Genomic DNA, 19,869 nt, shown 5'->3' with positions numbered 1-19,869 from the left:
GCTCAGCCCCTCTACAAGTGGTCATTGCTCGACGCTGTGCCGACGATCACTCAAAGCCGGCGGAGCCAGGCCGCTCGAACGGCGAGGTTTCGATGTGAGGCTCTAGTTGCAACAACCAGCATATCCGCCACCCGGCGGCATCACCGGCGCGAAGTCAGCAGTATTTGCGCGTTAGCGCCCGGAGTTGGCTAGCAAGCGTCGAAAAAGACACGCGCGTAGCGCTCTTTCATGAATGCCCTGAACAACCTTCGTTTTGGAAAGACCCGCCACATGATGCTGCCCTCAATCGCCAATCCAGGCCTAGTGAATCTATTCGACAACAAGGCGCGTTGGAACCTGCCCGATTACCGCCGCGCTGGCTTCCACAACCTCCACACCACCGTGCGCTATGCCCTTTCTATGCGCGCGCCCCGCGTCTTGCCCCTCAGGAAGGAGATCGACTGGACCATCGGCGAGCGGCCGGACGTCGCACGCTTTCTCGCCATGCCACATTTCTCGGCCTTCATCGTGGCGCGCGACCAGCGCGTCCTTTACGAGGCCTATGCGCCGGACTTCGGGCCCGACAAGCCGCATTCCATCATGTCGATCACCAAGACGACACTCAACCTGATGCTCGGCCGCGCCGTGGCGGACCGCCTCGTTAACCTCGATGACCAGGTATGCAAATTTCTCCCGGAGATCGGCACCGGTTACGCTGAAGCGACCATCAAGGCGGTCGCCGACATGAATGTCGCCAACGACTTCACGGAGGACTACGAGGACCCACAGGCGACGATTTACCAACTGGATGCCGCCACCGGCTTTTGCCTGCCGCAGGAAGGTCAGAAGGAAGAGACGACCCGCTCTTTCGTCTGCGGCATCACCGGCGGCGACCTGGTGAATCGCACCGGAGAGGTGTTGTATAAGTCAACTAACAGCGATGTCATCGGTTGGATCCTCGAGCGCGCCAGCGGCCGGGCTCTGCGTGATTGGCTGATCGAGATCGTCGAGGCGGCGGGCCTAGAGGGATGCTTTCACATCACCTGCGACCGCGACGGTGTGCCCTTGGTCTGCGGCGGCGCCTGCCTCTCCGGCCGCGACCTCGCGCGCTACGGCCTGCTCTTCGCACGCAAGGGCCAGGGCATCGACGGCCGCCGCGTGGGCGATGCCGCCTTCATCGAAGAGACGCGACGCAATCCCGGGCCTACCTGGCCGAAGCCCCGCGACTGGATGCGCTATAGCCGCCAAATGTTCACCGATGGCACCTGGGTAGGCCACGGCGGCTACGGCGGCCAGTTCATGCTCGCAAACCCTGACACCGGGACCGTCGTCGTATACTTAAGCGTTCTCGAGAACAGGAGCGCCTCCGACTCCGACTTCAGCGGCCCCCTGGTGAAGATGATGAGCGAACTCGCTCTGCAAGTATGAGCTGGCTGCAGCCCCGCTTCGGCATGGTGATCGGACCCGCGTTTGAATTGGCAGATGGGGTGATTGCCCTTCCGCCCTGGCGGCATGGCAATGTCCAAGGTGTGGTATAGGCTCCAGCTCAGAGAGGACGAGGGATGAAGGATACGATGATCAGTGTGGATCTGACAAAGAGTGTATTCCAGCTACACGCAGCGTCGATGACGGGCGATGTGAAGTATCGCTAGAAACTGTCTCGCGGGCAGTTGTTAGGGTTCATTCAGAGTCAACGCGACCTGCTCGGCTCGCATGGCACAGATATCGCTCCACCTCGGCTTCGATCACATCTGCCACCGGAATGCTCGCTGCATTAGATAATCGAGGAACTCGTGTGATAGGCGCAGCAATTGTTGATCACTACCGGTCTGTGTTGTTGGTTGGTTAGTACGGTTGGCGCCATGGACGCACTGCGGTTTGCGATCTGCACCGAACACGAAAATCTGGCTTCGGGCGGAGCGTGGCCTTGCCCGGGCCGGCATCGACGCGTTCTTGTGGGAGCTAGAGCGTTTCCTCTCTTGTCTGAATCTGTAGGGATTCCCGCGAGAGCGGTTTTGTGATTCATATGTGGACACCCCCTATGGCAAGGGCCCATTGTCGGGATTGTTTGATCGGTTGCTTTCATATGTCCGGCCTGTTTGTGCGGTGTGAAGTTCGACCGCTGGCCCTGATGGAAATCCGCCGGTGAGGTCCCTGATCAAGATGGCGCGCGATTGAAGCGCATTGAATCAGACGGGTTGGCCTTACCATTGGCTCGATCGTTACACATCATCGACTGCCGTTACCAATTCGGGTTATCTGGGATCAGGCGATCATCTCGTGGGCCCTATAAGCTTCCTTCCGCGTCAGAACGGCCCATGCGATCCGCGCGAGCTTATTGGCGAGCGCGACGGAGACCAGCCTGAACGGCTTTTTCTCCAAGAGCTTTCTGATCCAATTCGCCATGGGCGTTGCCTTGTCCTTCGTGTGCCGCATGACGGCGGTAGCGCCGACAACGAGCAATCTGCGCAAGTATCGGTCTCCTTGCTTGGAGATGCCGCCGAGCTGCGTTTTGCCTCCGGTCGAATGCTGTTGCGGCGTCAGGCCGAGCCAGGCGGCAAATTGCCTACCCGAGCGGAATTGATCGGGATCGGTGACGGTGGCGGCGACAGCTGTGGCCGTGATCACACCGAGACCGGGGATAGCGGTAAGCCTGCGACTGGCCTCGCTGTCGGCATGCCAAGCGAGAAGTTGCTGATCCAGCGCTGTGATCTCATCGCTAAGCGTCATGATCTGCCGGATCAGAATATCCAGCGCGGTGCGGGCATAAGACGGCAAGCCATCCCCGTCAGACAGGACCTGCTGCGCCAGCTTCGCCAGATTGGCGACACCGGGATTGGCGACAAGACCGAACTCTGCCAGATGCGCCCGCAACGCATTGGCGATCGTCGTGCGCTGGCGAACGAGCAGCGCTCGGGCGCGGTGGGTCATGAGAATGCCTTGCTGTTCCACCGTCTTCCTGGGCACGAATCGCATCGTCGGGCGCTGAACGGCTTCGCAGATTGCTTCAGCATCCAGCGCATCGCTCTTACCGCGTTTGACATAGGCCTTCACATAGGACGGGGGGATGAGCCTGATTTCGTGCCCCATCGCGGCGAGCGTGCGAGCCCAGTAGTGCGCCGTTCCGCACGCTTCCACCCCGATGAGGCAGGGTGGCAGCTTCGAGAAGAAGGGCAGCATCTGCTTCCGGTGCAGCCGTTTCACCAGCACGGTTTTGCCTGTCTCATCGATGCCATGCGCCTGAAACACGCTCTTGGCCAGGTCGAGTCCAATGGTTGTGATCTTCACTGTGAATGCTCCTCTTCTCGCTGCGCAGGCCCCGTCAGCAATCATAGCTGCAGACGGTCGGTGCGGGGGCGTCCACATCATCAAGATGCTGGCTGGATGGGAGGCCAGCATCGGATGGTACGACCTCTTTCTGGTGATCTGCGGGAGCGCGCCGTTGCGGCGGTTGTTGACGGCGAGAGCTGCCGATCGGTGGCGGCGCGGTTTGGCGTTGCGGTTTCGTCTGTGGTGAAGTGGTCTCAACGCTACCGCGCGACAGGCTCTGTGCGGCCGAGTAAGATGGGCGCTATCGCAAGCGCGTGCTGGAGCCGCACCGCGACTTCATCGTCGAGCGGCTTCAGCAGACGCCGCATCTCAGTCTGCACGGGCTGAAGGATGAACTGGCCGCGCGTGGGGTCACGGTCTCCCACAACACGGTGTGGCAGTTCCTCAGGCGCGAGGGGCTGCGCTTCAAAAAAACACTGCTGGCTCTTGAGCAGGCCCGTGCCGACATCGCCCGCAAACGCCACCGCTGGAAAGGGTGGCAAGGTCGCCTCGATCCGGCACGGCTGGGCTTCATTGACGAGACCTGGATCAAGACCAACATGGCGCCGCTCTATGGCTGGGGACCGAAAGGCAAGCGCTTGCGCGGCTTTGCTCCGCATGGGCATTGGCGCACACTGACCTTCCTCGGTGCGTTGCGCTGCGACCGGCTTACCGCCCCTTGCGTCTTCGACGGCCCGATCAACGGCCAATGCTTCCGCGCCTATGTCGAGCAGCAGCTCGTGCCAATGCTCAAGCCCGGCGATATCGTCGTTATGGACAATCTCGGCAGCCACAAATCGGCGGCCGTGCGCCAGTTGATCCGCGCCGCCGGTGCCAGGCTGTGGTTCCTGCCGCCCTATTCCCCCGATCTCAATCCGATCGAACAGGCCTTTGCCAAAGTCAAACATTGGATGCGCCACGCCCAGAAGCGCACCGTCGAGGACACATGGCGCTTCATCGGCTCGCTCGTCGAAACAATCCAGCCCCAGGAGTGCCGCAACTACTTCGAAAACGCCGGATACGCTTCCAACAAAACGTGAAACGCTCTAGGCACTTCCTGGCCTGGCAAGAGCGGAAGGCCTCATGGGAGCGAGCGTCGGCGACATCGATCGCTAAATGGACATGCGTGCCTTGAAACTGACGCGCAGTTCGCTCAAATGTGTAGCGACGCGGCTTCGCTCGCTGCTGCGTTATCTCCAAGAGGCAACAACGTTGCGGCGTACCTGTCGCCGCATGTCCTCGCGCCGCGGCTGTACGCCTATGAAAGGGTGCCCTCGATGGAGGGAGGCCAAATCGCTTCAGTTCTGGCAAGCGCGAGCGTGGACAAAACGCCTGCCGGTTTGCGGGACCATGCGATATTACAACTGCTCGTCACCTAGTGACTGCGATCAAGAGAAATCCGCAACATGCCGATTGAGGATAGCGGTTCACGCACCGAAGCCATTCGTGTCCGTCACAGCAAGACGCAAGCCTACACGTTTCTTCCCTTGACGGAGCCGGTTGGCGAAGCAATACTTGCTTCTGCGTTCCGGACGGCCCGCGACGAGAGAACTCTTCGTTCGCACGCGTGCACCTTTGCAAGCTCGACAAGCTATACATCATGGTTCGACGTCGGCTTCCTGACGCTGGCGTGAGAACCCCAAGGCAAGCGTGGGCCCCATATCTTTCGCCACGCGCACGTACGACCTCGAAGGCATGCGCGACCTTGAGCTACTCTCGTTCCTCTATAACAGCGGGGAACGGATACAGGAGGCACTGAATATGTGTCCCGAGAGCGATCCGGTTCGATAGCCCAAGTCGTGTTCGTTTTACGGGCAAAGGCCGCAAGGAACGTATCTGCCCGCTCTAGTCGGAAACCTTGATGCTGTTGAAAAAGCTGTTTGACCGGCAGCCGTGAGCACCAGACCAGCGGCTGTTCGTCAACCGCTTTGGTGAGCCACTCAGCGCCTCGGGCGTCCGATTCAAGCTTGCCGCCTATGTGAAGGCGGTGGCTGAAACCGAGCCATCGCTGCAAACGAAGCATGTAACACCGGACAGCTTCCGCCATGCAGTGCACTTCGTCTCGGCAGGCGTCGACATCACGATCATCCGCAATTGGCTTGGCCACGTGAGCCTCGACAGCACCAACCACTACGCGAAGGCGAATCTGGAAACAGGCGAAAGGCACTGGAACTGGTCGACTTCCGACGCAGGCAGGTCATCGGTTTGCGTCTTTCAGAAAGTCCTGGCACCGATCTCAGTAAGCCGCGGTCCCCAGTGGAGTGCACCACCCCCAGACTGAGACAAGGAAAATCGCTGACACTTCCCGTGTTACGCTGATGCGGCCTTTCATCTCTCGTCTGCGTGAATGCTTCCGTTCGTGTTCCTCCGGAGTTAGATAGTCGAGCGCCGAACACAGCCTCTGCTGGTTGTTAGATGGTGTCGATGAAGGCTCTGATCCGCTTTCGCGCATTGGCCGCATCCTTGTGCGTGAGGCCCTGCACTTCTTTCTGCTTGAGCGTTTTCATGAAGCCCTCTGCCTTCGGGTTGTCGTAAGGATTCCCGATACGCCTCATGCTCGCCTGGATACCGTGTAGATGCAGAAGTTCGGAGTAGACTCCGCAGGCGTATTGAACTCCGCGGTCGGAATGATGGACGATGGGCTCCCTGGTTCGGGCTAGCGGTTGGCGGTGGCCACCTCGAGAGCCTCGATCGCAAGGCTTGATCTGAGATGCGTATCCAACGCCCATCCGACAACCTTGCGGCTAAACGAATCCAGGACAACGGCAACGGCACGGAAAGCAAACTCCTCAGCCAGATGCAGGCACGTGACATCGGCCACCCACAGCTGGTTGAGTCCATTGAGGATCATTCCCCTGGCAAGGTTGGGCACGACGTGCCAACCATGCCTCCGGTTCGTCGTCACAGGAACAAAGGGTCTTGCGCGCAGGCACAACATATTGTCTTCCCGCATGGTCCGTACAATGCATTTGCAATTGACTTGCCATCCCTCCCGCCGCAGCAGGGCTGCGATCCTGCGGTAGCCGTAGCGCGCGTTGCCGAGAGCCATCCTCTAAATGAGGTCGCGCAAACCTGTCTCGGCCCGCAGAGGGGCCGAACCGAGCCAACGACGGTGGTAACTCGCGTGGCTGACGCCAGGGAGCCAGCACATTCTATCGATGTTGAATTCGCCTTGCGATAGGTCGGTCGTCATCTTTTCGACGACTTTGAAAATCCCGTTTCGCCAGGAGCGCTGCTCCGACGATGATCTTCCTCGAAATGCCGCAAGGCTTCGCAAAAAAGAATCGAGATCGAGTTGCTGCTACCGGACTTCTGCTCCAATTCGCTGATCCGGCGCTTGGTCTTGGTCAGTGCCTGTTTTTTTGGAGGCCGGCACGTGACTGCGCTCTGCAGCTGCGCGGCCCCGCCAACTCCTGTTGTCGATCTGGCCGGCCGGCCGCGCCGACGTGACTTCAGATTACCACGGAGCCTGATGTGATCACGCCACTCGTAAAGTCGTAGGCGACTGATGCCAACCTCGTCTACTAACTTGCTGACCGATTCTCCCGCCCCATGCGCTGGAGAAGCTCCAGTTTTTGGTCCTCATCAATAACTCTTGCCGTCCGGCCATGCCCCAGTTTTCCTCTCTTGCGGGGAAACTGCCCGCGATTTTCCTTGTCTCAGCCTGGGGTGGACTCTTCCGCGACTTAGGCGGAATTCCTGTCCGGCTTTGCGAAGTGCGCAAGCGGTCATCATCGAAGCGGGATGCCGGCTTGCTCGCCTGGCTCAATACGCTTTGAAATAATGCGAAGGAATTTTGGACGGAAACGCCGAGCGATCTGCGCACGTTCGGCAGTATGGCCATCTGGCGATCAGTGAAGCGGCAGAAGAACGTCGCGGCCGAACCTTGCCACTTGGCTCGGTCTCGTTCCACGACAGTTCTCCACTGGCGGGAAAGAAAGGCTCGGCCGGGCGACGAAGGCGAGTCAAGCCGACATCCGCAGGCTCCTGATCACAGGGGCATTGGCCCGCATGAGCTGGGGGGCTGCAAACAGCAGCGCGCGAGGATCTCCTGCCTTCGTCCGGCAGCGTGGCAGCGTCGCTGAAGCCGCCAAGCCACCCAGCCATGAAAGTAGCAAGGAGCCGCGAATCCGAGTTGAGATTGATCGGGATTGCCGGCGTAGCCATTTGGGCCGGGCGTCGCTCAACCCGACGACGATCGCAGGGCCCTATTTACGACATATGACTAGCGGCGCTCCTCACCGCTCATTAAAAAATGCGCATTATATAAAAGAGCCGCGGCAGGTCAACGGCGGTGGGCAGCTGCGGATTACGAATCTTCGCTCTGCATAGTTGGGAGGTGATAGCTGGGAGATATGACGCACCAAGGTGAAGATCCCCAGCGGCTCTGAGTTAGGCATTTGAAAGAAATATCACTTTAAAGTGGCGACGCTACTAACCCGACATGCGCGGGCCGGTACGTTTGTCTGGAATTGGGACCACTCAAATCACTGCGGGAACCTAGCCGGTTTCCATGACAACGTGCAAATCTTTGCGTAATGATTATTATTAAAAACTTGACGGAATGCTTGTCCGAAATTATAAGTGAAGCTATATACAAACCTGAAGGCAGGCAGGCTTACCGCACAAGTTGGTCGGGCAATCGTGTATTGAAGCGCAAAACGGCGCCCCCAAGCTGCCCTGACGCGTTGATGGGGTATTGCCATTGAGGGGCAACGTTGGCGGTCGAGTCGGGAAGCTCGATCGCCCACGAACTAGAGATGTCTTGACGCGGCGGAAATGTCGCCGCGAACTTGGGTGCCGATTTCGTCACCCCGACCGTGCCGGATAAGATGAACCAAGCGATTTTGCCTGCGCCGAGTCGGTCCCCTTGCGAGATAGGGGGCCATTTCAACGAGGAAGATAAGGAATGCAATTGGATCTAAATCGGACGAGCTGCATGAGCCTTAGAGAAAAAGGAAACAGCATGTATCCTAGCTCATTGCCGAGAGCGCCGCTCCTTGAAGTCCGAAATTTGCGAAAGTCCTTCGGTTCCTTAGAGGTGCTAAAGGGTGTTAATATTGCGGCCGCTAAGGGAGATATTGTGACCTTAATCGGTAGTTCGGGGTCCGGAAAAAGCACTCTTATCCGGTGCATCAACTTCTTGGAGGAGCCTACGCAAGGCGAGATAGTCCTTGACGGTGTTGTGTATTCGGCAATCCCTCTGCGACGGCGATCGAGGAGGCAGAATGCAGACCTGGTCTACCTCCGGCGCAAAGTCGGCATGGTGTTCCAGTCGTTCAATCTGTGGCCCCATCGAAGCGCGATCGAAAATGTGATGGAGGGCCCTGTTCAGGTGCTTGGAGTTTCCAAGAAGGAGGCCCGCGAGAATGCCCTTGGCTATCTCGAGAAGGTCGGACTTTCCGATCGCATTGATTATTACCCATCCCAACTTTCAGGGGGACAGCAGCAACGCGTGGCGATTGCCCGGGCTCTCGCCATGGAGCCAGCGATACTGCTGTTCGACGAACCGACATCGGCGCTCGATCCTGAACTTGTGGGAGAGGTGCTGCGCGTTATGCAAAACCTTGCTTCGGAGGGGAGGACGATGATTATCGTCACCCATGAGATGCAATTCGCGCTTGAGGTCTCTTCCGAGGTGGTCTTCCTCTCGAAGGGCAATATCGAAGAGAGAGGCTCACCCTCCGACGTACTGAAATCGCCGAAGTCGGAAGCTCTTGCTTCCTTCCTTCAAAGATACCGATCGTAATGAACACCAAGAACAGGGGAACCTGAAATGAAAATGCTGAGGCTTCTATCCTCCACTATTTTCGCGGCAGCCGTGACTGCCGCATCGTTTTCCTCCGCGCGCGCGGGGGAAACAATCAAGATCGGCATTGACGCCGCTTACAAACCAAACGCCTGGGTGGATGCCAGTGGCGAAATGGTTGGATTCGAAGTTGATCTGAACAGGGCAGTTTGCGCTGAGATCAAAGCGGACTGCGAACTCTCGAACGTGCCGTGGGACGGCATATTCACCGCACTCGAGACCGGAACGATCGACATGATCGGTACAGTCGTCACGAAGAGTAGTGCGCGGCAAGAAAAGTATGATGTCTCGCGCACAATCTATCGGGTTGGATTTGGCTTCTTGGTGCCCAAAGATGCTGATTCGTCGAAGGGAATAGAGGGTTTTAAAGGGAAGACGATCGGAACGATCGTTGGCACCGAGCCCTACTATAACTACATCAAGGATGTTCTCGGTGCCGACGCGGACATCAGAGGTTACGATACCGGAGATGCAGCAGTGCTGGACCTAGATGCTGGGCGCATCGACGCGTTTATGAGTGATGTTTTCCAGCTTCAGGAGTATATTAGCGCCGGCAACTACAAGCTCGCAGCAGAGCCCACAATGGATCCCAAGTATACTGGTGAGGGTAGAGGCTGGATTTTCCGCAAAGGTTCTGACGAACTGGTCAGCAAGATCAACAAGGGCCTGGACGCGGTCATTGAATCGGGGAAGCTGGACGAACTCGGTCAGAAGTATTTCAAGACAGACAAGTTGGTTACGGAATGAGCGACCGATGTCTGTCAACGCCCTGGGTGCGGTCGATTTGATGTTTGAAACCATCGCACCCTACATGGGCTTCTGGTTGAAGGGCGCAGCACTCACTTTAGGGCTGTCGGCGGCGTCCTTCCCAATATGCATTCTGATCGGCTTGACGGTGGCTTTCGCCGCCGTCTCGCAGGCTCGTCCGGTATCACTAGCGGCAGCAGCTTACATCAACGTGTTTCGTGGTCTCCCCGAGATCATCGTAATTTTCGTGGTGTTCTACGGTTCAAACATCGTCCTTACTATCTCGAGCAGGCCTTTAGGGTTCGAAGTTGGCGGAACCGATCCCGCCGTAGCGGCGCTGGTAGCGCTTTCTGTACAGTTCGGTTCTTATGCAGCCGTGATCTTCAAGGACTGGATGTCGGTATTCCCCAAGGGCTACACCGAGGCCGGACTCGCAATAGGCATGACTCGCTTCCAGGTTCGGCGCCGCATCGTGGTTCCTCTATTACTGCGCTCGGCCACGCCGGCGTTGGGAAACCTCTTCCTAGTTATGTTGAAAGTTTCCGCCCTCGCGTCTCTCATCGGAGTGACCGAACTGAGCCGCTCAACGAGTATCGTCGCCGGATCGACCCGGGAACCACTTTTTTGCTATCTTATCGCAGCTATGATGTATCTCGTCATATCAGCGATCTCCGGCTTCGTTCAACACCGCTTCGAAGCGGCCATCGAGAGGTCACCCTAGATGCTGAATTTCGCCATTCTTGAGACGGGTGCTTTCTGGTGGGCGGTTCTAAACGGATTGGCAGTCACTTTGGCGCTCACTACTCTCAGCACCGGGCTTGGTTTCCTCCTCGGCGGCATCATAGCATCGGTGCATATCTATGGGGGGGGAGGAGCTCGACTCGCCGCGAAGACTTACATCTTCATATTCCGTGGAGTGCCGCTCCTGATCCTGCTATTCCTTGTCTACTACGGTCTGCCACGGGTGACCTGGCTCAGAGGAAGCCTGTTCTGGGATCTGGTCCTGACGTCTCCATTCCGAACCGCAGTCTTTGTCTTGACTATCAATAACGCCGCCTATCTCGGGGAGATGATCCGAGGAGGGCTAAAGATGGTTCCTCCGGGATTGTTAGAGGCCGCCGCCGCGGTAGGCATGACGAAGACACGCGCGTATTTCCGGGTTCATGCTCCACTTGCACTTCGCTCTATACTCGGAAACCTGGGAAGTGAAACCATTGCAGTGGTCAAGGCATCCGCCATCACAAGCGTGATCACTGTTCGGGACTTGATGGGCGGCCCTACCGTAGTCGGAAAAATCTATCTGGATCCCCTAACACCGCTGTTGGTCGTCGGTGTCATCTATGTAGTTATAGTGCAGATCATCGATCTTGGAACAAAGTTGCTCAGGAGTCACCTCGCACAACCGGACGTCCCGCAATCTCAGCATCTATAGCAATTCTCTCACATCAGGATTTTTGTCAATGGTTTATTCAGGTGGCATCGAGTTCTCCTTGGTAGACGGATCCACGGTCTGAGCCCATAGCAATTACCGGCCCGTCCTCGGGCCTGTACAACCTCACATCCGGTCGCCGCTTTCAGGGGCTGCACCATTCTCCCGCTTTCGACGGGCACAGGCTCAGGAGAACGGGACCAATCTCAAGGTCGGCGGTTAAAGCCAAAAGGAATCCCGGTCCGTTCACCCGGATCCGTCAGGGCTGATCGGGGCCCTGAGGATTAGAATTTGCGTTCCGTAGCAGTTATTGTGCTTCAGGCATTTTTCATGGCCGCGCCTTCGATTCCGACGCCGGAGCTCACGTACGGAACAGACCCTCCGAGTAGAGTATCGTCGCGAATTCGGGACCGATTCCCCTAATTCTTAGAAGCGCCGCCGCTCTTGTCGGTGTGTCGGCTATTTTGCAGGACAGCAACGCATCTCGTTCTCCTTCCACAGCCTTGATTTGTGTGAGCAACAATTCGAGGCGACCGAGTCCTCGGCGGATTTCGGCTTTGAGGTGCTTCGACAGCATCCTGCCGTCTCCAGTTCGAAGCTCCTCCAGGCGCTGGCGGCGATCACGACGCAAAGGTTCGTACTCTCGAACGCCTTGAGTGAAGAGCAGCCCCTTTATGCGATTGACGTGGAAAATACGTTCAGCAATCAGGGTCTTCCGCTCTCGCCCGAGCCGACGGATGTCTTCCTCATCGGCGGTAAGAAGTTTGACCATCGAGCAGGCACGCGGCTCACCACGTTTCCAAGCCACTAAAGCGCGTATCAATGTTTCGCCGTCGATGCGATCGTCTTCGCGGGACGATGCCGGCGCGGCACGGCAATGGATGCTGCCTCTACAATATGGCTCTCGATCCAGGCTTCCTTGCTGAGCACTCGCCCCAACCAGAAGCCATCAAGCCCAGCCTCTTGGATCACCACCAGCGGATAAAGCCATCCCTACGCCGCTGCGCTTTCTGGCGAAGGGCGCCAAAACATGAGAACAGGCCGGCGGTGTCGCCCCGGTGACGTTATGGCGAGACATCTTTTCGCTTCCCGGCGAGAGAGCCGTCACGAGCCATGTCGATTTGCTCAGTTCCAACGAAACGAAAATTGCGCCAAGATCGACGGGGTAGCGGTCTGCGCTTGAGTTCGATCTGCTGTCATCGGCATGATTGGCCTCCAGAGAGTTTTCTAGCGACCTCACTCTGCCACGGTGCAGGCCGCTATCCACTCCTGATGGGATCTCAAGGTTTTAATGAGTTGCGTTTTGACATGGTGTTGTCGAGACGACCGAGTCACGTATCAATTTCTCCTGCGACTTCGCCCATTCAAACCGTCCGGCGTCTAGTCTCAGGCCCAGAAGCAAGGTGCATTGCATGTGCTTGATTGTTCGCAGTCGACGAATTGTGCTCGTCCGCGCTAGCCAGAAGCGCCTCCTGTTGCGCCCAATCCCGAATTAAGCGCAAATGCAGCTGCAATTGAGAGCGCTGAACGTTGGGTGTCCAGATCGCGCGATTGGTCACTCCGCCGGCACTCAACCCGAAAATAAACGTAACCACGGACCGAAGCGCGCTTTCAAAAATGTCCGTCGGCCAATCTTTACTCTCTGGCCAACCAGACCGGAGGGCGTCCGTGAATATCACCCTTCCCTCGCGGTGCAACTTAGCGTTAAGTTTACGGAAGTCTGAGTCTGCAGCAACCATTCCCCAGAAATTCACCCAAATTAGGATGTCCTCGAATGACTTTTTGGATGTTGGAATAGCGACATCAAGCAAAGTCGCGAGATCAGTTTCGCCCTTTTCAAGCAAAAGCGCGATCTTGCGCTCCATATTAAGAAAAGGGATGCGCATCGCTGCTGCAATGATCTCCACTTTGCTTTCAAAGTAATGAGTTATCATTCCCGTCGTCACGCCGCCAGCGTTAGCGATATCAATCATCGTAACAGCGGAAATGCCCTTACGTGCTATCGCCTTGCATGCTGCCCTGGCGATACGAAGTCGGGTCTGCTCAACATCGATAATTTTTGGCATAGCTTTCCAGATGGTTGAGAAGTTGCAAAGTTGATCCGAGATCACTCCGGACTGTGTCGCAAGACGTTGATCCTGCTACAATCAAAACCAACGGCCGCGAACTCGAACATCAGCTTTGGTAAGGTAATGGTTGATATATAATCCGACAATGACCTGTACAGCGAATAGCGTCGAAAAAGTGCGCGCACAACCCGTTTCACCTTAAGAACACGTAGCGACCATGTAAATTCTTGAGGAACGTAAAGCTCAATGGACCAGGGGGCATGTCAGCCTCATTGAGAGCCCTGTTGACGCTGTAGGCGTCTTCGGAGTGACCTGCCCCGGTGATTTGTCCCAGATTGGATTAGAGTCCGGCCATTGAAGGAAGGACGAATGAAGAAGCAGAGCTTACAGGAAGAGCAGATTATTGCGGTGCTGAAGGAGCAGGAGACTGGCGCGAAGGTGGCCGACGTCCCCGCAAGCAAGGAAGCGACCCTTTACAACTGGAAAGCCAAACACGGCGGCATTAAGATTTCCGAGGCGAAGCGCCTGAAGGCACTCGAAGAGGAGAACGCCAAGCTGAAGAAGCTGCTGGCCGAGTAGATGTTGGATGCCGCCGCACGTCGCCGACGACTCGTGATCTTGTGCGCTCCTCGCCTGGTCGAAGAAGCACAAGGTCGGGTGGCACCAAATCGCGCCGCAAAAGCCGATGCAGAACGGCTATGTCGAAAGTTTGCACGGCCGCATGCGCGAAGAGCTGCTGAACGAAAGCTGTTCTTCGATCTCGGCCATGCTCGCAGCGCCATCTCCGAATGGATCGACGACTACAATACGTTCCGGCCGCACTCGCGCTCGGATACCGGACCCCGGCAGCTTATGCCGGGACCATCGCCGCAACCGCGCCAATTGGCGTCTCGAAAGTGAACTGACCCCAAAAGGTTGGAGGGTTGCTGGGCTACGCTAAGAGGGACTGGGTTCTGTATTGCACAGGGCTCAGTCCTTTCAGTTTCAGCTTGATGCGCTGATGGTTGTAATAGTGGATGTAGGCGTTGATGCCGTCCTTCAGGCTGGGAATGCTGTCGAAGCTATTGGGATGGAAGAACTCGGATTTGAGGACGGCAAAGAAGCTTTCCATGGCGGCGTTGTCGAGGCAGTTGCCTTTGTGTGACATGCTCTGGGCGATGTCCCGCGTCTGGAGCAGGCGGCGATAGGCCGCCATCTGGTAATGCTATCCCTGATCGGAATGCAGGATCGGCCGTTCGTTGTCTCTCAGCCGCTTGCTCAACATGCTCTCCACAAGCTTGAAGACGGGCCTTCTTGCGGTCTCATAGGCGATGATCTCACCGTTGAACAGGTCCATGACCGGTGAGAGATAGAGCTTCTCGCCCGCCACATTGAACTCGGTGACGTCCGTCACCCATTGCTGACTGGCCGCGTCCGCGGTGAACTGCCGCTTTATGAGATCGGGCGCCACCCGTCCGGCGTCATCCTTGTAGGAACGGTATTTCTTCGGCCGCACCAGCGATTTCAATCCCATGTCGACCATCAGCCGCTGGACCGTCTTGTGATTGATCTTGTGCCCGAGCTGGCGGACCGCCGCGGTGAGCCGGCGATTGCCGTAGCGGCCCTTGTGAAGGGCGAAGATGGCCTTGATCCTCTCCCTGAGCGCGGCATGCCTGTCAGAAAGCGACGCCATCTTCTGCTGATAATGAACGTGCTGCGCGAGAGCTCCGCCAGTTTCAGCATCTCGGCAAGCGGATAGAGCAGCCTTAACGCCTGGGCGACTTGCGCTTTCTGGGCGCTGGTTGTTCCCGCGTTAAGGCCTCCAGTTTTTTAGATAGGCGTTCTCCACGCGCAGATAGTTCAGTTCCGCCAGCAACTCTTCGCGGCTCTTCGTCTTATCGCTCTGCGACTCTTGCGGCCGCTTTTGCACCGGCGGCTCGGGCATCGATCGGGGCCTTCCTCTGCGGCGCGGGGCCAAGGCATCAATGCCGCCAGTCCCGTAGCGCCGCTCCCAAACCGAAAGTCAACCCGCATTGCGGATGTTAAACAACGCCGCCGTCTGGCGGTAGGAAAGTCCATCCTCCCACATCCGCTTCAGAACCGATAGCTTAAACGCTGCATCATTGTGGCTGAACTTCTTCGAAAGCCCCGCAGCCCGCTGGCCGGCACTGCGATAACTCTCTTCGCCGTTAACGCACCGCTCGACGATCGCTCGCTTCAGACAGCCGCTGTATTTGGACATGCAAAACCCCGAAAGTGGATGTCCAACTTTCGGGGGTCAGTTCAAAGTCGCCGGGGCTTTAATCGCCGCCGGATGAAAATTCAGACAGGTCAGGGCCAATCGAATTGAACCGCCGCCCAGTGCACCAAACTGCGGTTCATTGCACCCGTGTCTGACACAATCCTATGCCCTCGTGAGCGTCGGCATGAGATCTCGTCATCCCAGGAAGCATTGCGACAGAGCGGCAACATCGACGTCAACCACCCCCAAGAGGTTCGTCGCTTCCAAAATGAATGCCGTGCCATGGAGACCATGGCAACGGATTTGCATTGCATGTTCCGGCATCGCGAGATGGGGCGCGCTTGCCATCATCTTTTTCCTTCCATCGCTGTGCCAGGCCGTGGACTCGATGACGCATGTATAATCGGAGACCGGCTTTGCCTCGATCGTCCTTCCGCAGCGGCCATCCACACTTTCTTCCCCTCAGCGCTCAGGCGCTCACTCCTCGCGGAACAACAAAGTTTCTCTTGGCCGCCCTCCACCAGGTTTCCGCCCCTAGGGTGCGGTCGGATTGTCACCGATCTTGCTACAGCCATCGAGTCGCGATGGGCGCGAGCCGAACAAGGAACATGACAATGGCAACCATCGGCACCTTCACTTCGATCGAAACCGGCGTCAACGCGCTGGCCCTCAACATCAAGGCCAGCATCGCCCGCATCGAGAATCCTACCGACAAGGCCCTGCACTACCGCATCCACGCGGGCAATGTCGAGCTAGGGTGCGGCCTGGCAGAAGCGCTCGGCCGAGACCGACCGCGACTGCTTCTCGGTTAAGCTGGACGACCCGAGCTTCCCCGATCTACGCCATGCTCGCCGAGGTCGAAGGTGAGGACGGCTATCAGCTGATCTGGTTGCGCCCCCCAACCGGGACTGAGATCTGCGCAAGGCCCGCCGCTGATGCTGGTCGAAATGCCGTCTCGAGCAAGCCTTCGACAAAATCAAACACTGGATGCGCGCGGCTCAGAAGCGAACCGTCGAGGAGACATGGCAACACCTCGGCAGCCTCGTCTCCTTAGTGCAGTCCGACGAATGCTGCAACTACTTCGCCAATGCCGGATATGCTTCCGTCAAAGCCTGAAACGCTCTAATTCGAAGGAACCATCGATGATCGACGACATGATGACCTTCGCGCTCGTGGAGAAGCCCCCGCATTTCGATCTCCTGCGCGAGATGATCGGCTTTGCCGCCGAGCGCCTGATGGAGCTTGAGGTGGGGGCCGCCACCGGCGCCGGCTATGGCGAGAAGACTCCGCTGCGGCTGGGCCCAGCGCAACGCTACCGCGAGCGCGACTGGGAAACGCAGGCCGGCACGGTCGAACTGCGCATTCCGAAGCTCAGGAAAGGCTCCTATTTCCCCTCATTCCTGGAGCCGCGACGCATGGCCGAGAAAGCGCTGACCGCGGTCATCCAAGTTTGTCGGGTCCGCGACACAGGCTTGTCAAACCAACCACCAAGTTGGTTCAGGCACAATAGCTGAAAAGCCGTACTGAGTACTGTCAGGCTCAGGCAAATTGGCACGAGTTTTGCTGCGTTAGTTGCAGGTCGACGGCAAGTTGCCGACTGGCAGTCATCGAGTGGCTGACATGGCGATTGATAGAAGGAAATGAACATGTCAGGTCTCCGTCGGAGCTCGTGCTATGGGAAGGGGTATCTCCACACCGGCAACGCCTCCACCTCATCAGGGACTCGCCTGACGGTCTTCCTCCTGGCTGACGGCGATGATGGCGATGTACGTCGTGACCGCCGATCCCTTCGAAAATCTGCTCTTCGACCTATTGCAGCACATCGATCAATCCGCCGCTGTTCTTGCGCCTAAGAGCACTGCTGTCGGTCGTCGGCATGGCGATCCATAACTAAAAGAGGACATCGTAGATGAAAAAAGTAGTTGCAGCCAAGCTTCATGGCATTACTGTGACCGGCGCCGATCTGAACTATCACGGATCAGTAACTTTGGATCCAGATCACTGCGATGAGGCGGGTATTCTTCCGCTCGAATTCGTCGAGATCTGGAACAAAGCGTCAGGCGCGCGAATCAGCACATATGTCATTTACGGTGAGAGAGGTTCTCGTTGCTGTGTGATGAACGGAGCCGCTGCGCGTACCTGCCAGATCGGAGACGAGATAATCATTTGCTCATCCACATATATTGAGGAGCATCAGATCGCAGAGATCAAACCGCGAGTGCTGACGTTCGACCGGGACAATTCTATACGAGACCGCATGTTCTACGATGCGAGCATCGGGAATGACGGAAACGCGACGTTTGTCATTCACGAAGGCTCTCCTGACGGTAAAGCCCCAACGTTTCCGCATCGGGCCAAACGCTGATTGCTCTCACGTCGAGCGGCGAACATATCCAGGCGAGAACGGCCCCCGTTAGTCCAGGTGCTCTTCGTACTCAAACCCAACCACAAGTTGACCCGCAACCAATTTCGAAAGGTATTTTGCGATGCAACTGATGCTCTTGTATGGCGACCGCTCCGTGGAGCACGGTAAGCGGCAAGCAGACCCGCCTGGCGGAGGGGGTGAGCGGTCGGATATCGGTAGCGGACAAGATGAGCTGCTGCGAGCTTCTATGTCTGCGTCTAGTTCTGGAACTTCTCTATTTCGGCGTCTTCAGGTCAAGCGCTATCGAGCAGCACTCCACTTCACCGATAGTTGACGTCGTTCACGGAGCCTCGCTTCTCTTCGGGATCGGGCATTTGCCCCTCCCATTATGGGGTCAGTAGAAACAATCTAAAACGCGTCCAGGTTGGTGAAGCCGATCGGTATGAGTTCCATAGCGGACTCACATCATTGATCGTCCCGTGAAGGACCTCTTTCCACCGGCGGTGGAATCTAGTCCGTCTAAAATGGTCAGGCCTTCGCCGGTCCGGAGTCATTTGACCACTGGAAGTCTGTGCCATCACTCCACAAACGGTTTTGCTGAGCCGCAAGTTCGCCGGCCTTGATGGCGGCAAACCGTTGCGGCCGCACGATCTGAGGCACCGGTTTGCCGTGACCCGCCTGAGCCTTTGGCACCAACAGCGTGCCAACGTCCAGGCGCTGCTCCCGTTGCTCGCCACCTATCTCGGCCACGCCAGCTACAGCGACACAGCCTACTACCTCACTGGCTCGGTGGATCTTCTCGCCATGGCGGCAGAACGCGCCTTCCTCGATGGAGGCGCAGCATGAGTGAACACCTACTCCTGGCGCCACTCTTGGAGTCCTACTTTCGCCGGCGCTTGACCAAACAACGCAACGCCACTCCCGCGACCGTGGCCAGCTATCGCGACGCCTTGCGCATGCTGATCCTCTTTGCCGCCGCCCGGCTGCGGAAGAAGCCGGCGGCGTTGGCGCTCGAAGATCTCGATCGAGACCTCATTCTCGCCTTTCTCGACGATCTCGAAGAGAAGCGGAACAACGCCGTCGCCACGCGCAATGCCCGCCTTGCGGCGATTCGATCTTTCTTCCACCATGTCGCAGCCTCCGACCCAGCGTCCTTCGGTGTCGCCCAACGGGTGCTGACGATTCCCATAAAACGGGCGCACATCGAGGTGACGCACCACCTCACCAAGGCCGAGGTGGACGCCCTCATTGCGGCGCCCAATCCAAGGACGTCCCGTGGTCGGCGTGACCGTACGTTTCTACTATTCCTGGCCCGGACCGGCGCGCGGGTCTCCGAAGCTACCGGCGTCAACGCAAGCGACCTTCAGTTGGAGCGGTCGCACCCGCAAGTGCTGCTGCGCGGCAAAGGGCGCAGAGACCGTGTCATCCCCATCCCTCAGGATCTGGCGAGAGCACTGACAGCCCTGTTGAGCGAGCGTGGTGTCGCCTATCACGAGCCGCGCCCGATCTTTGTCGGCGCCCACAACGAGCGCCTGACGCGCTTCGGAGCAACCGATATCGTGCGGCGTGCGGTCGCTGAGGCCGTGATTATCAGCCAGGCCTGACCGACAAGCCCATGTCGCCGCACATCTTCCGGCACTCCCTTGCCATGAAGCTCCTCCGGTCCGGCGTGGATCTATTGACGATACAAGCCTGGCTCGGGCACGCACAGGTCGCCACGACGCACCGCTATGCCGCCGCGGATGTCGAGATGATGCGCAAAGGACTCGAGAAGGCTGGAATCTCCGGCGATCTCGGTGTGCGTTTCCGACCAAATGACGCCTTTCTGCAACTGCTAAACAGCATCTGAATATTATGTGGCGGAGGCCGTCTCGGTGCCAGCCGTGGCCCGCCAAATCTGGAATTCCCCGCCACATAATCTCGCTCGACACATAAAAACGG

The 19,869-nt window shown here is 57.7% G+C and carries 14 protein-coding genes and 8 pseudogenes; 17 read left to right on the top strand and 5 right to left on the bottom strand.

The window, feature by feature from the left end; genetic code table 11:
* The first annotated feature begins 270 nt into the window (after nucleotides 1-270).
* On the top strand, nucleotides 271-1,407 hold the full coding sequence (locus tag J2Z31_RS28845; RefSeq protein WP_209607155.1) for a serine hydrolase domain-containing protein: 1,137 nt from the start codon (nucleotides 271-273) through the stop codon (nucleotides 1,405-1,407).
* Nucleotides 1,408-2,244: 837 nt separating this feature from the next.
* Here the strand turns inward: J2Z31_RS28845 and J2Z31_RS28840 are convergent.
* The gene (locus J2Z31_RS28840) at nucleotides 2,245-3,267 is read right to left on the bottom strand and encodes an IS110 family RNA-guided transposase (RefSeq protein ID WP_209607153.1); all 1,023 of its coding nucleotides are present in this window, start codon (nucleotides 3,265-3,267) and stop codon (nucleotides 2,245-2,247) included.
* Between the two features lie 114 nt (nucleotides 3,268-3,381).
* Between J2Z31_RS28840 and J2Z31_RS28835 the strand changes: the two genes are divergently transcribed.
* Nucleotides 3,382-4,328, top strand: a protein-coding gene (locus tag J2Z31_RS28835; RefSeq protein WP_209607151.1) for an IS630 family transposase whose coding sequence is annotated in 2 segments (ribosomal slippage) — nucleotides 3,382-3,550 and nucleotides 3,550-4,328 — 948 coding nt in all. Because the reading frame shifts where the segments join, the coding sequence is not laid out codon by codon here.
* Nucleotides 4,329-5,200: 872 nt separating this feature from the next.
* The gene (locus tag J2Z31_RS29560) at nucleotides 5,201-5,569 is read left to right on the top strand and encodes a tyrosine-type recombinase/integrase (protein ID WP_234939740.1); all 369 of its coding nucleotides are present in this window, start codon (nucleotides 5,201-5,203) and stop codon (nucleotides 5,567-5,569) included.
* A gap of 375 nt (nucleotides 5,570-5,944) precedes the next feature.
* Here the strand turns inward: J2Z31_RS29560 and J2Z31_RS28820 are convergent, their stop codons facing one another.
* Nucleotides 5,945-6,337, bottom strand: a complete 393-nt coding sequence (locus J2Z31_RS28820; protein WP_209607148.1) for an IS3 family transposase — start codon at nucleotides 6,335-6,337, stop codon at nucleotides 5,945-5,947.
* Between the two features lie 833 nt (nucleotides 6,338-7,170).
* On the opposite strand from J2Z31_RS28820, the pseudogene J2Z31_RS28815 reads away from it, so the two are divergent.
* From J2Z31_RS28815 to J2Z31_RS28795, 5 genes and pseudogenes are all read left to right on the top strand, one after another.
* Nucleotides 7,171-7,308: pseudogene (locus J2Z31_RS28815) on the top strand (transposase); the annotation flags it as partial.
* 919 nt (nucleotides 7,309-8,227) lie between these two features.
* Nucleotides 8,228-9,037, top strand: coding sequence for an amino acid ABC transporter ATP-binding protein (locus J2Z31_RS28810; protein ID WP_456242962.1), 810 nt, complete (start codon nucleotides 8,228-8,230; stop codon nucleotides 9,035-9,037).
* Nucleotides 9,038-9,064: 27 nt separating this feature from the next.
* The gene (locus tag J2Z31_RS28805; RefSeq protein ID WP_209607146.1) at nucleotides 9,065-9,844 is read left to right on the top strand and encodes a substrate-binding periplasmic protein; all 780 of its coding nucleotides are present in this window, start codon (nucleotides 9,065-9,067) and stop codon (nucleotides 9,842-9,844) included.
* A gap of 7 nt (nucleotides 9,845-9,851) precedes the next feature.
* Complete coding sequence (locus J2Z31_RS28800; RefSeq protein WP_209607144.1) at nucleotides 9,852-10,565, top strand: amino acid ABC transporter permease; 714 nt, start codon at nucleotides 9,852-9,854, stop codon at nucleotides 10,563-10,565.
* A complete protein-coding gene (locus J2Z31_RS28795) occupies nucleotides 10,566-11,276 on the top strand; it encodes an ABC transporter permease subunit (RefSeq protein WP_209607142.1) in 711 nt (236 codons plus the stop codon).
* Nucleotides 11,277-11,640: 364 nt separating this feature from the next.
* Here the strand turns inward: J2Z31_RS28795 and J2Z31_RS28790 are convergent.
* Nucleotides 11,641-12,492: pseudogene (locus tag J2Z31_RS28790) on the bottom strand (IS110 family transposase); the annotation flags it as partial.
* 145 nt (nucleotides 12,493-12,637) lie between these two features.
* A complete protein-coding gene (locus J2Z31_RS28785; RefSeq protein WP_209607141.1) occupies nucleotides 12,638-13,339 on the bottom strand; it encodes a TetR/AcrR family transcriptional regulator in 702 nt (233 codons plus the stop codon).
* A 372-nt stretch (nucleotides 13,340-13,711) separates the two neighbouring features.
* Here J2Z31_RS28785 and J2Z31_RS30150 point away from each other — a divergent pair.
* Together J2Z31_RS30150 and J2Z31_RS30145 are read left to right on the top strand one after the other, a co-directional pair.
* Nucleotides 13,712-13,918 (top strand): annotated as a pseudogene (locus J2Z31_RS30150) (transposase); the annotation flags it as partial.
* A gap of 40 nt (nucleotides 13,919-13,958) precedes the next feature.
* Nucleotides 13,959-14,247: pseudogene (locus J2Z31_RS30145) on the top strand (integrase core domain-containing protein); the annotation flags it as partial.
* Nucleotides 14,248-14,273: 26 nt separating this feature from the next.
* Here the strand turns inward: J2Z31_RS30145 and J2Z31_RS28775 are convergent.
* Nucleotides 14,274-15,563, bottom strand: a pseudogene (locus tag J2Z31_RS28775) (IS3 family transposase).
* 614 nt (nucleotides 15,564-16,177) lie between these two features.
* Between J2Z31_RS28775 and J2Z31_RS28770 the strand changes: the two are divergent.
* From J2Z31_RS28770 to J2Z31_RS29685, 7 genes and pseudogenes are all read left to right on the top strand, one after another.
* Nucleotides 16,178-16,461: pseudogene (locus J2Z31_RS28770) on the top strand (DUF736 domain-containing protein); the annotation flags it as partial.
* Between the two features lie 56 nt (nucleotides 16,462-16,517).
* Nucleotides 16,518-16,679, top strand: a pseudogene (locus tag J2Z31_RS28765) (IS630 family transposase); the annotation flags it as partial.
* A gap of 26 nt (nucleotides 16,680-16,705) precedes the next feature.
* Nucleotides 16,706-17,011: pseudogene (locus J2Z31_RS28760) on the top strand (transposase); the annotation flags it as partial.
* A 461-nt stretch (nucleotides 17,012-17,472) separates the two neighbouring features.
* Nucleotides 17,473-17,928, top strand: coding sequence for an aspartate 1-decarboxylase (panD, locus tag J2Z31_RS28755; RefSeq protein WP_209607138.1), 456 nt, complete (start codon nucleotides 17,473-17,475; stop codon nucleotides 17,926-17,928).
* 594 nt (nucleotides 17,929-18,522) lie between these two features.
* Nucleotides 18,523-18,774 (top strand): site-specific integrase, encoded by a 252-nt coding sequence (locus J2Z31_RS28750; RefSeq protein WP_234939738.1) that lies wholly within the window; start codon nucleotides 18,523-18,525, stop codon nucleotides 18,772-18,774.
* A complete protein-coding gene (locus tag J2Z31_RS28745; RefSeq protein WP_268828543.1) occupies nucleotides 18,771-19,532 on the top strand; it encodes a tyrosine-type recombinase/integrase in 762 nt (253 codons plus the stop codon). The genes J2Z31_RS28750 and J2Z31_RS28745 overlap by 4 nt, the downstream gene beginning before the upstream one ends.
* An 11-nt stretch (nucleotides 19,533-19,543) precedes the next feature.
* A complete protein-coding gene (locus J2Z31_RS29685; RefSeq protein ID WP_268828542.1) occupies nucleotides 19,544-19,777 on the top strand; it encodes a tyrosine-type recombinase/integrase in 234 nt (77 codons plus the stop codon).
* Nucleotides 19,778-19,869: the final 92 nt, after the last annotated feature.

Origin of the sequence: Sinorhizobium kostiense, assembly GCF_017874595.1 — a bacterium.
GTDB classification, from domain to species: Bacteria; Pseudomonadota; Alphaproteobacteria; order Rhizobiales; family Rhizobiaceae; genus Sinorhizobium; species Sinorhizobium kostiense.
The sequence above is the reverse complement of the archived record's forward strand: the minus strand, read 5'-3'. Positions and strand labels throughout refer to the sequence as shown.

Bases quoted from the DNA above. Each gene is read 5' to 3' on its own strand.
- J2Z31_RS28785 (WP_209607141.1), bottom strand. From the start codon at position 13,339: ATGCCAAAAATTATCGATGTTGAGCAGACCCGACTTCGTATCGCCAGG.
- J2Z31_RS28795 (WP_209607142.1), top strand. From the start codon at position 10,566: ATGCTGAATTTCGCCATTCTTGAGACGGGTGCTTTCTGGTGGGCGGTT.
- panD (WP_209607138.1), top strand. From the start codon at position 17,473: ATGAAAAAAGTAGTTGCAGCCAAGCTTCATGGCATTACTGTGACCGGC.
- J2Z31_RS28845 (WP_209607155.1), top strand. From the start codon at position 271: ATGATGCTGCCCTCAATCGCCAATCCAGGCCTAGTGAATCTATTCGAC.
- J2Z31_RS29685 (WP_268828542.1), top strand. From the start codon at position 19,544: ATGTCGCCGCACATCTTCCGGCACTCCCTTGCCATGAAGCTCCTCCGG.
- J2Z31_RS28810 (WP_456242962.1), top strand. From the start codon at position 8,228: ATGAGCCTTAGAGAAAAAGGAAACAGCATGTATCCTAGCTCATTGCCG.
- J2Z31_RS28745 (WP_268828543.1), top strand. From the start codon at position 18,771: ATGAGTGAACACCTACTCCTGGCGCCACTCTTGGAGTCCTACTTTCGC.
- J2Z31_RS28820 (WP_209607148.1), bottom strand. From the start codon at position 6,337: ATGGCTCTCGGCAACGCGCGCTACGGCTACCGCAGGATCGCAGCCCTG.
- J2Z31_RS28800 (WP_209607144.1), top strand. From the start codon at position 9,852: ATGTCTGTCAACGCCCTGGGTGCGGTCGATTTGATGTTTGAAACCATC.
- J2Z31_RS28805 (WP_209607146.1), top strand. From the start codon at position 9,065: ATGAAAATGCTGAGGCTTCTATCCTCCACTATTTTCGCGGCAGCCGTG.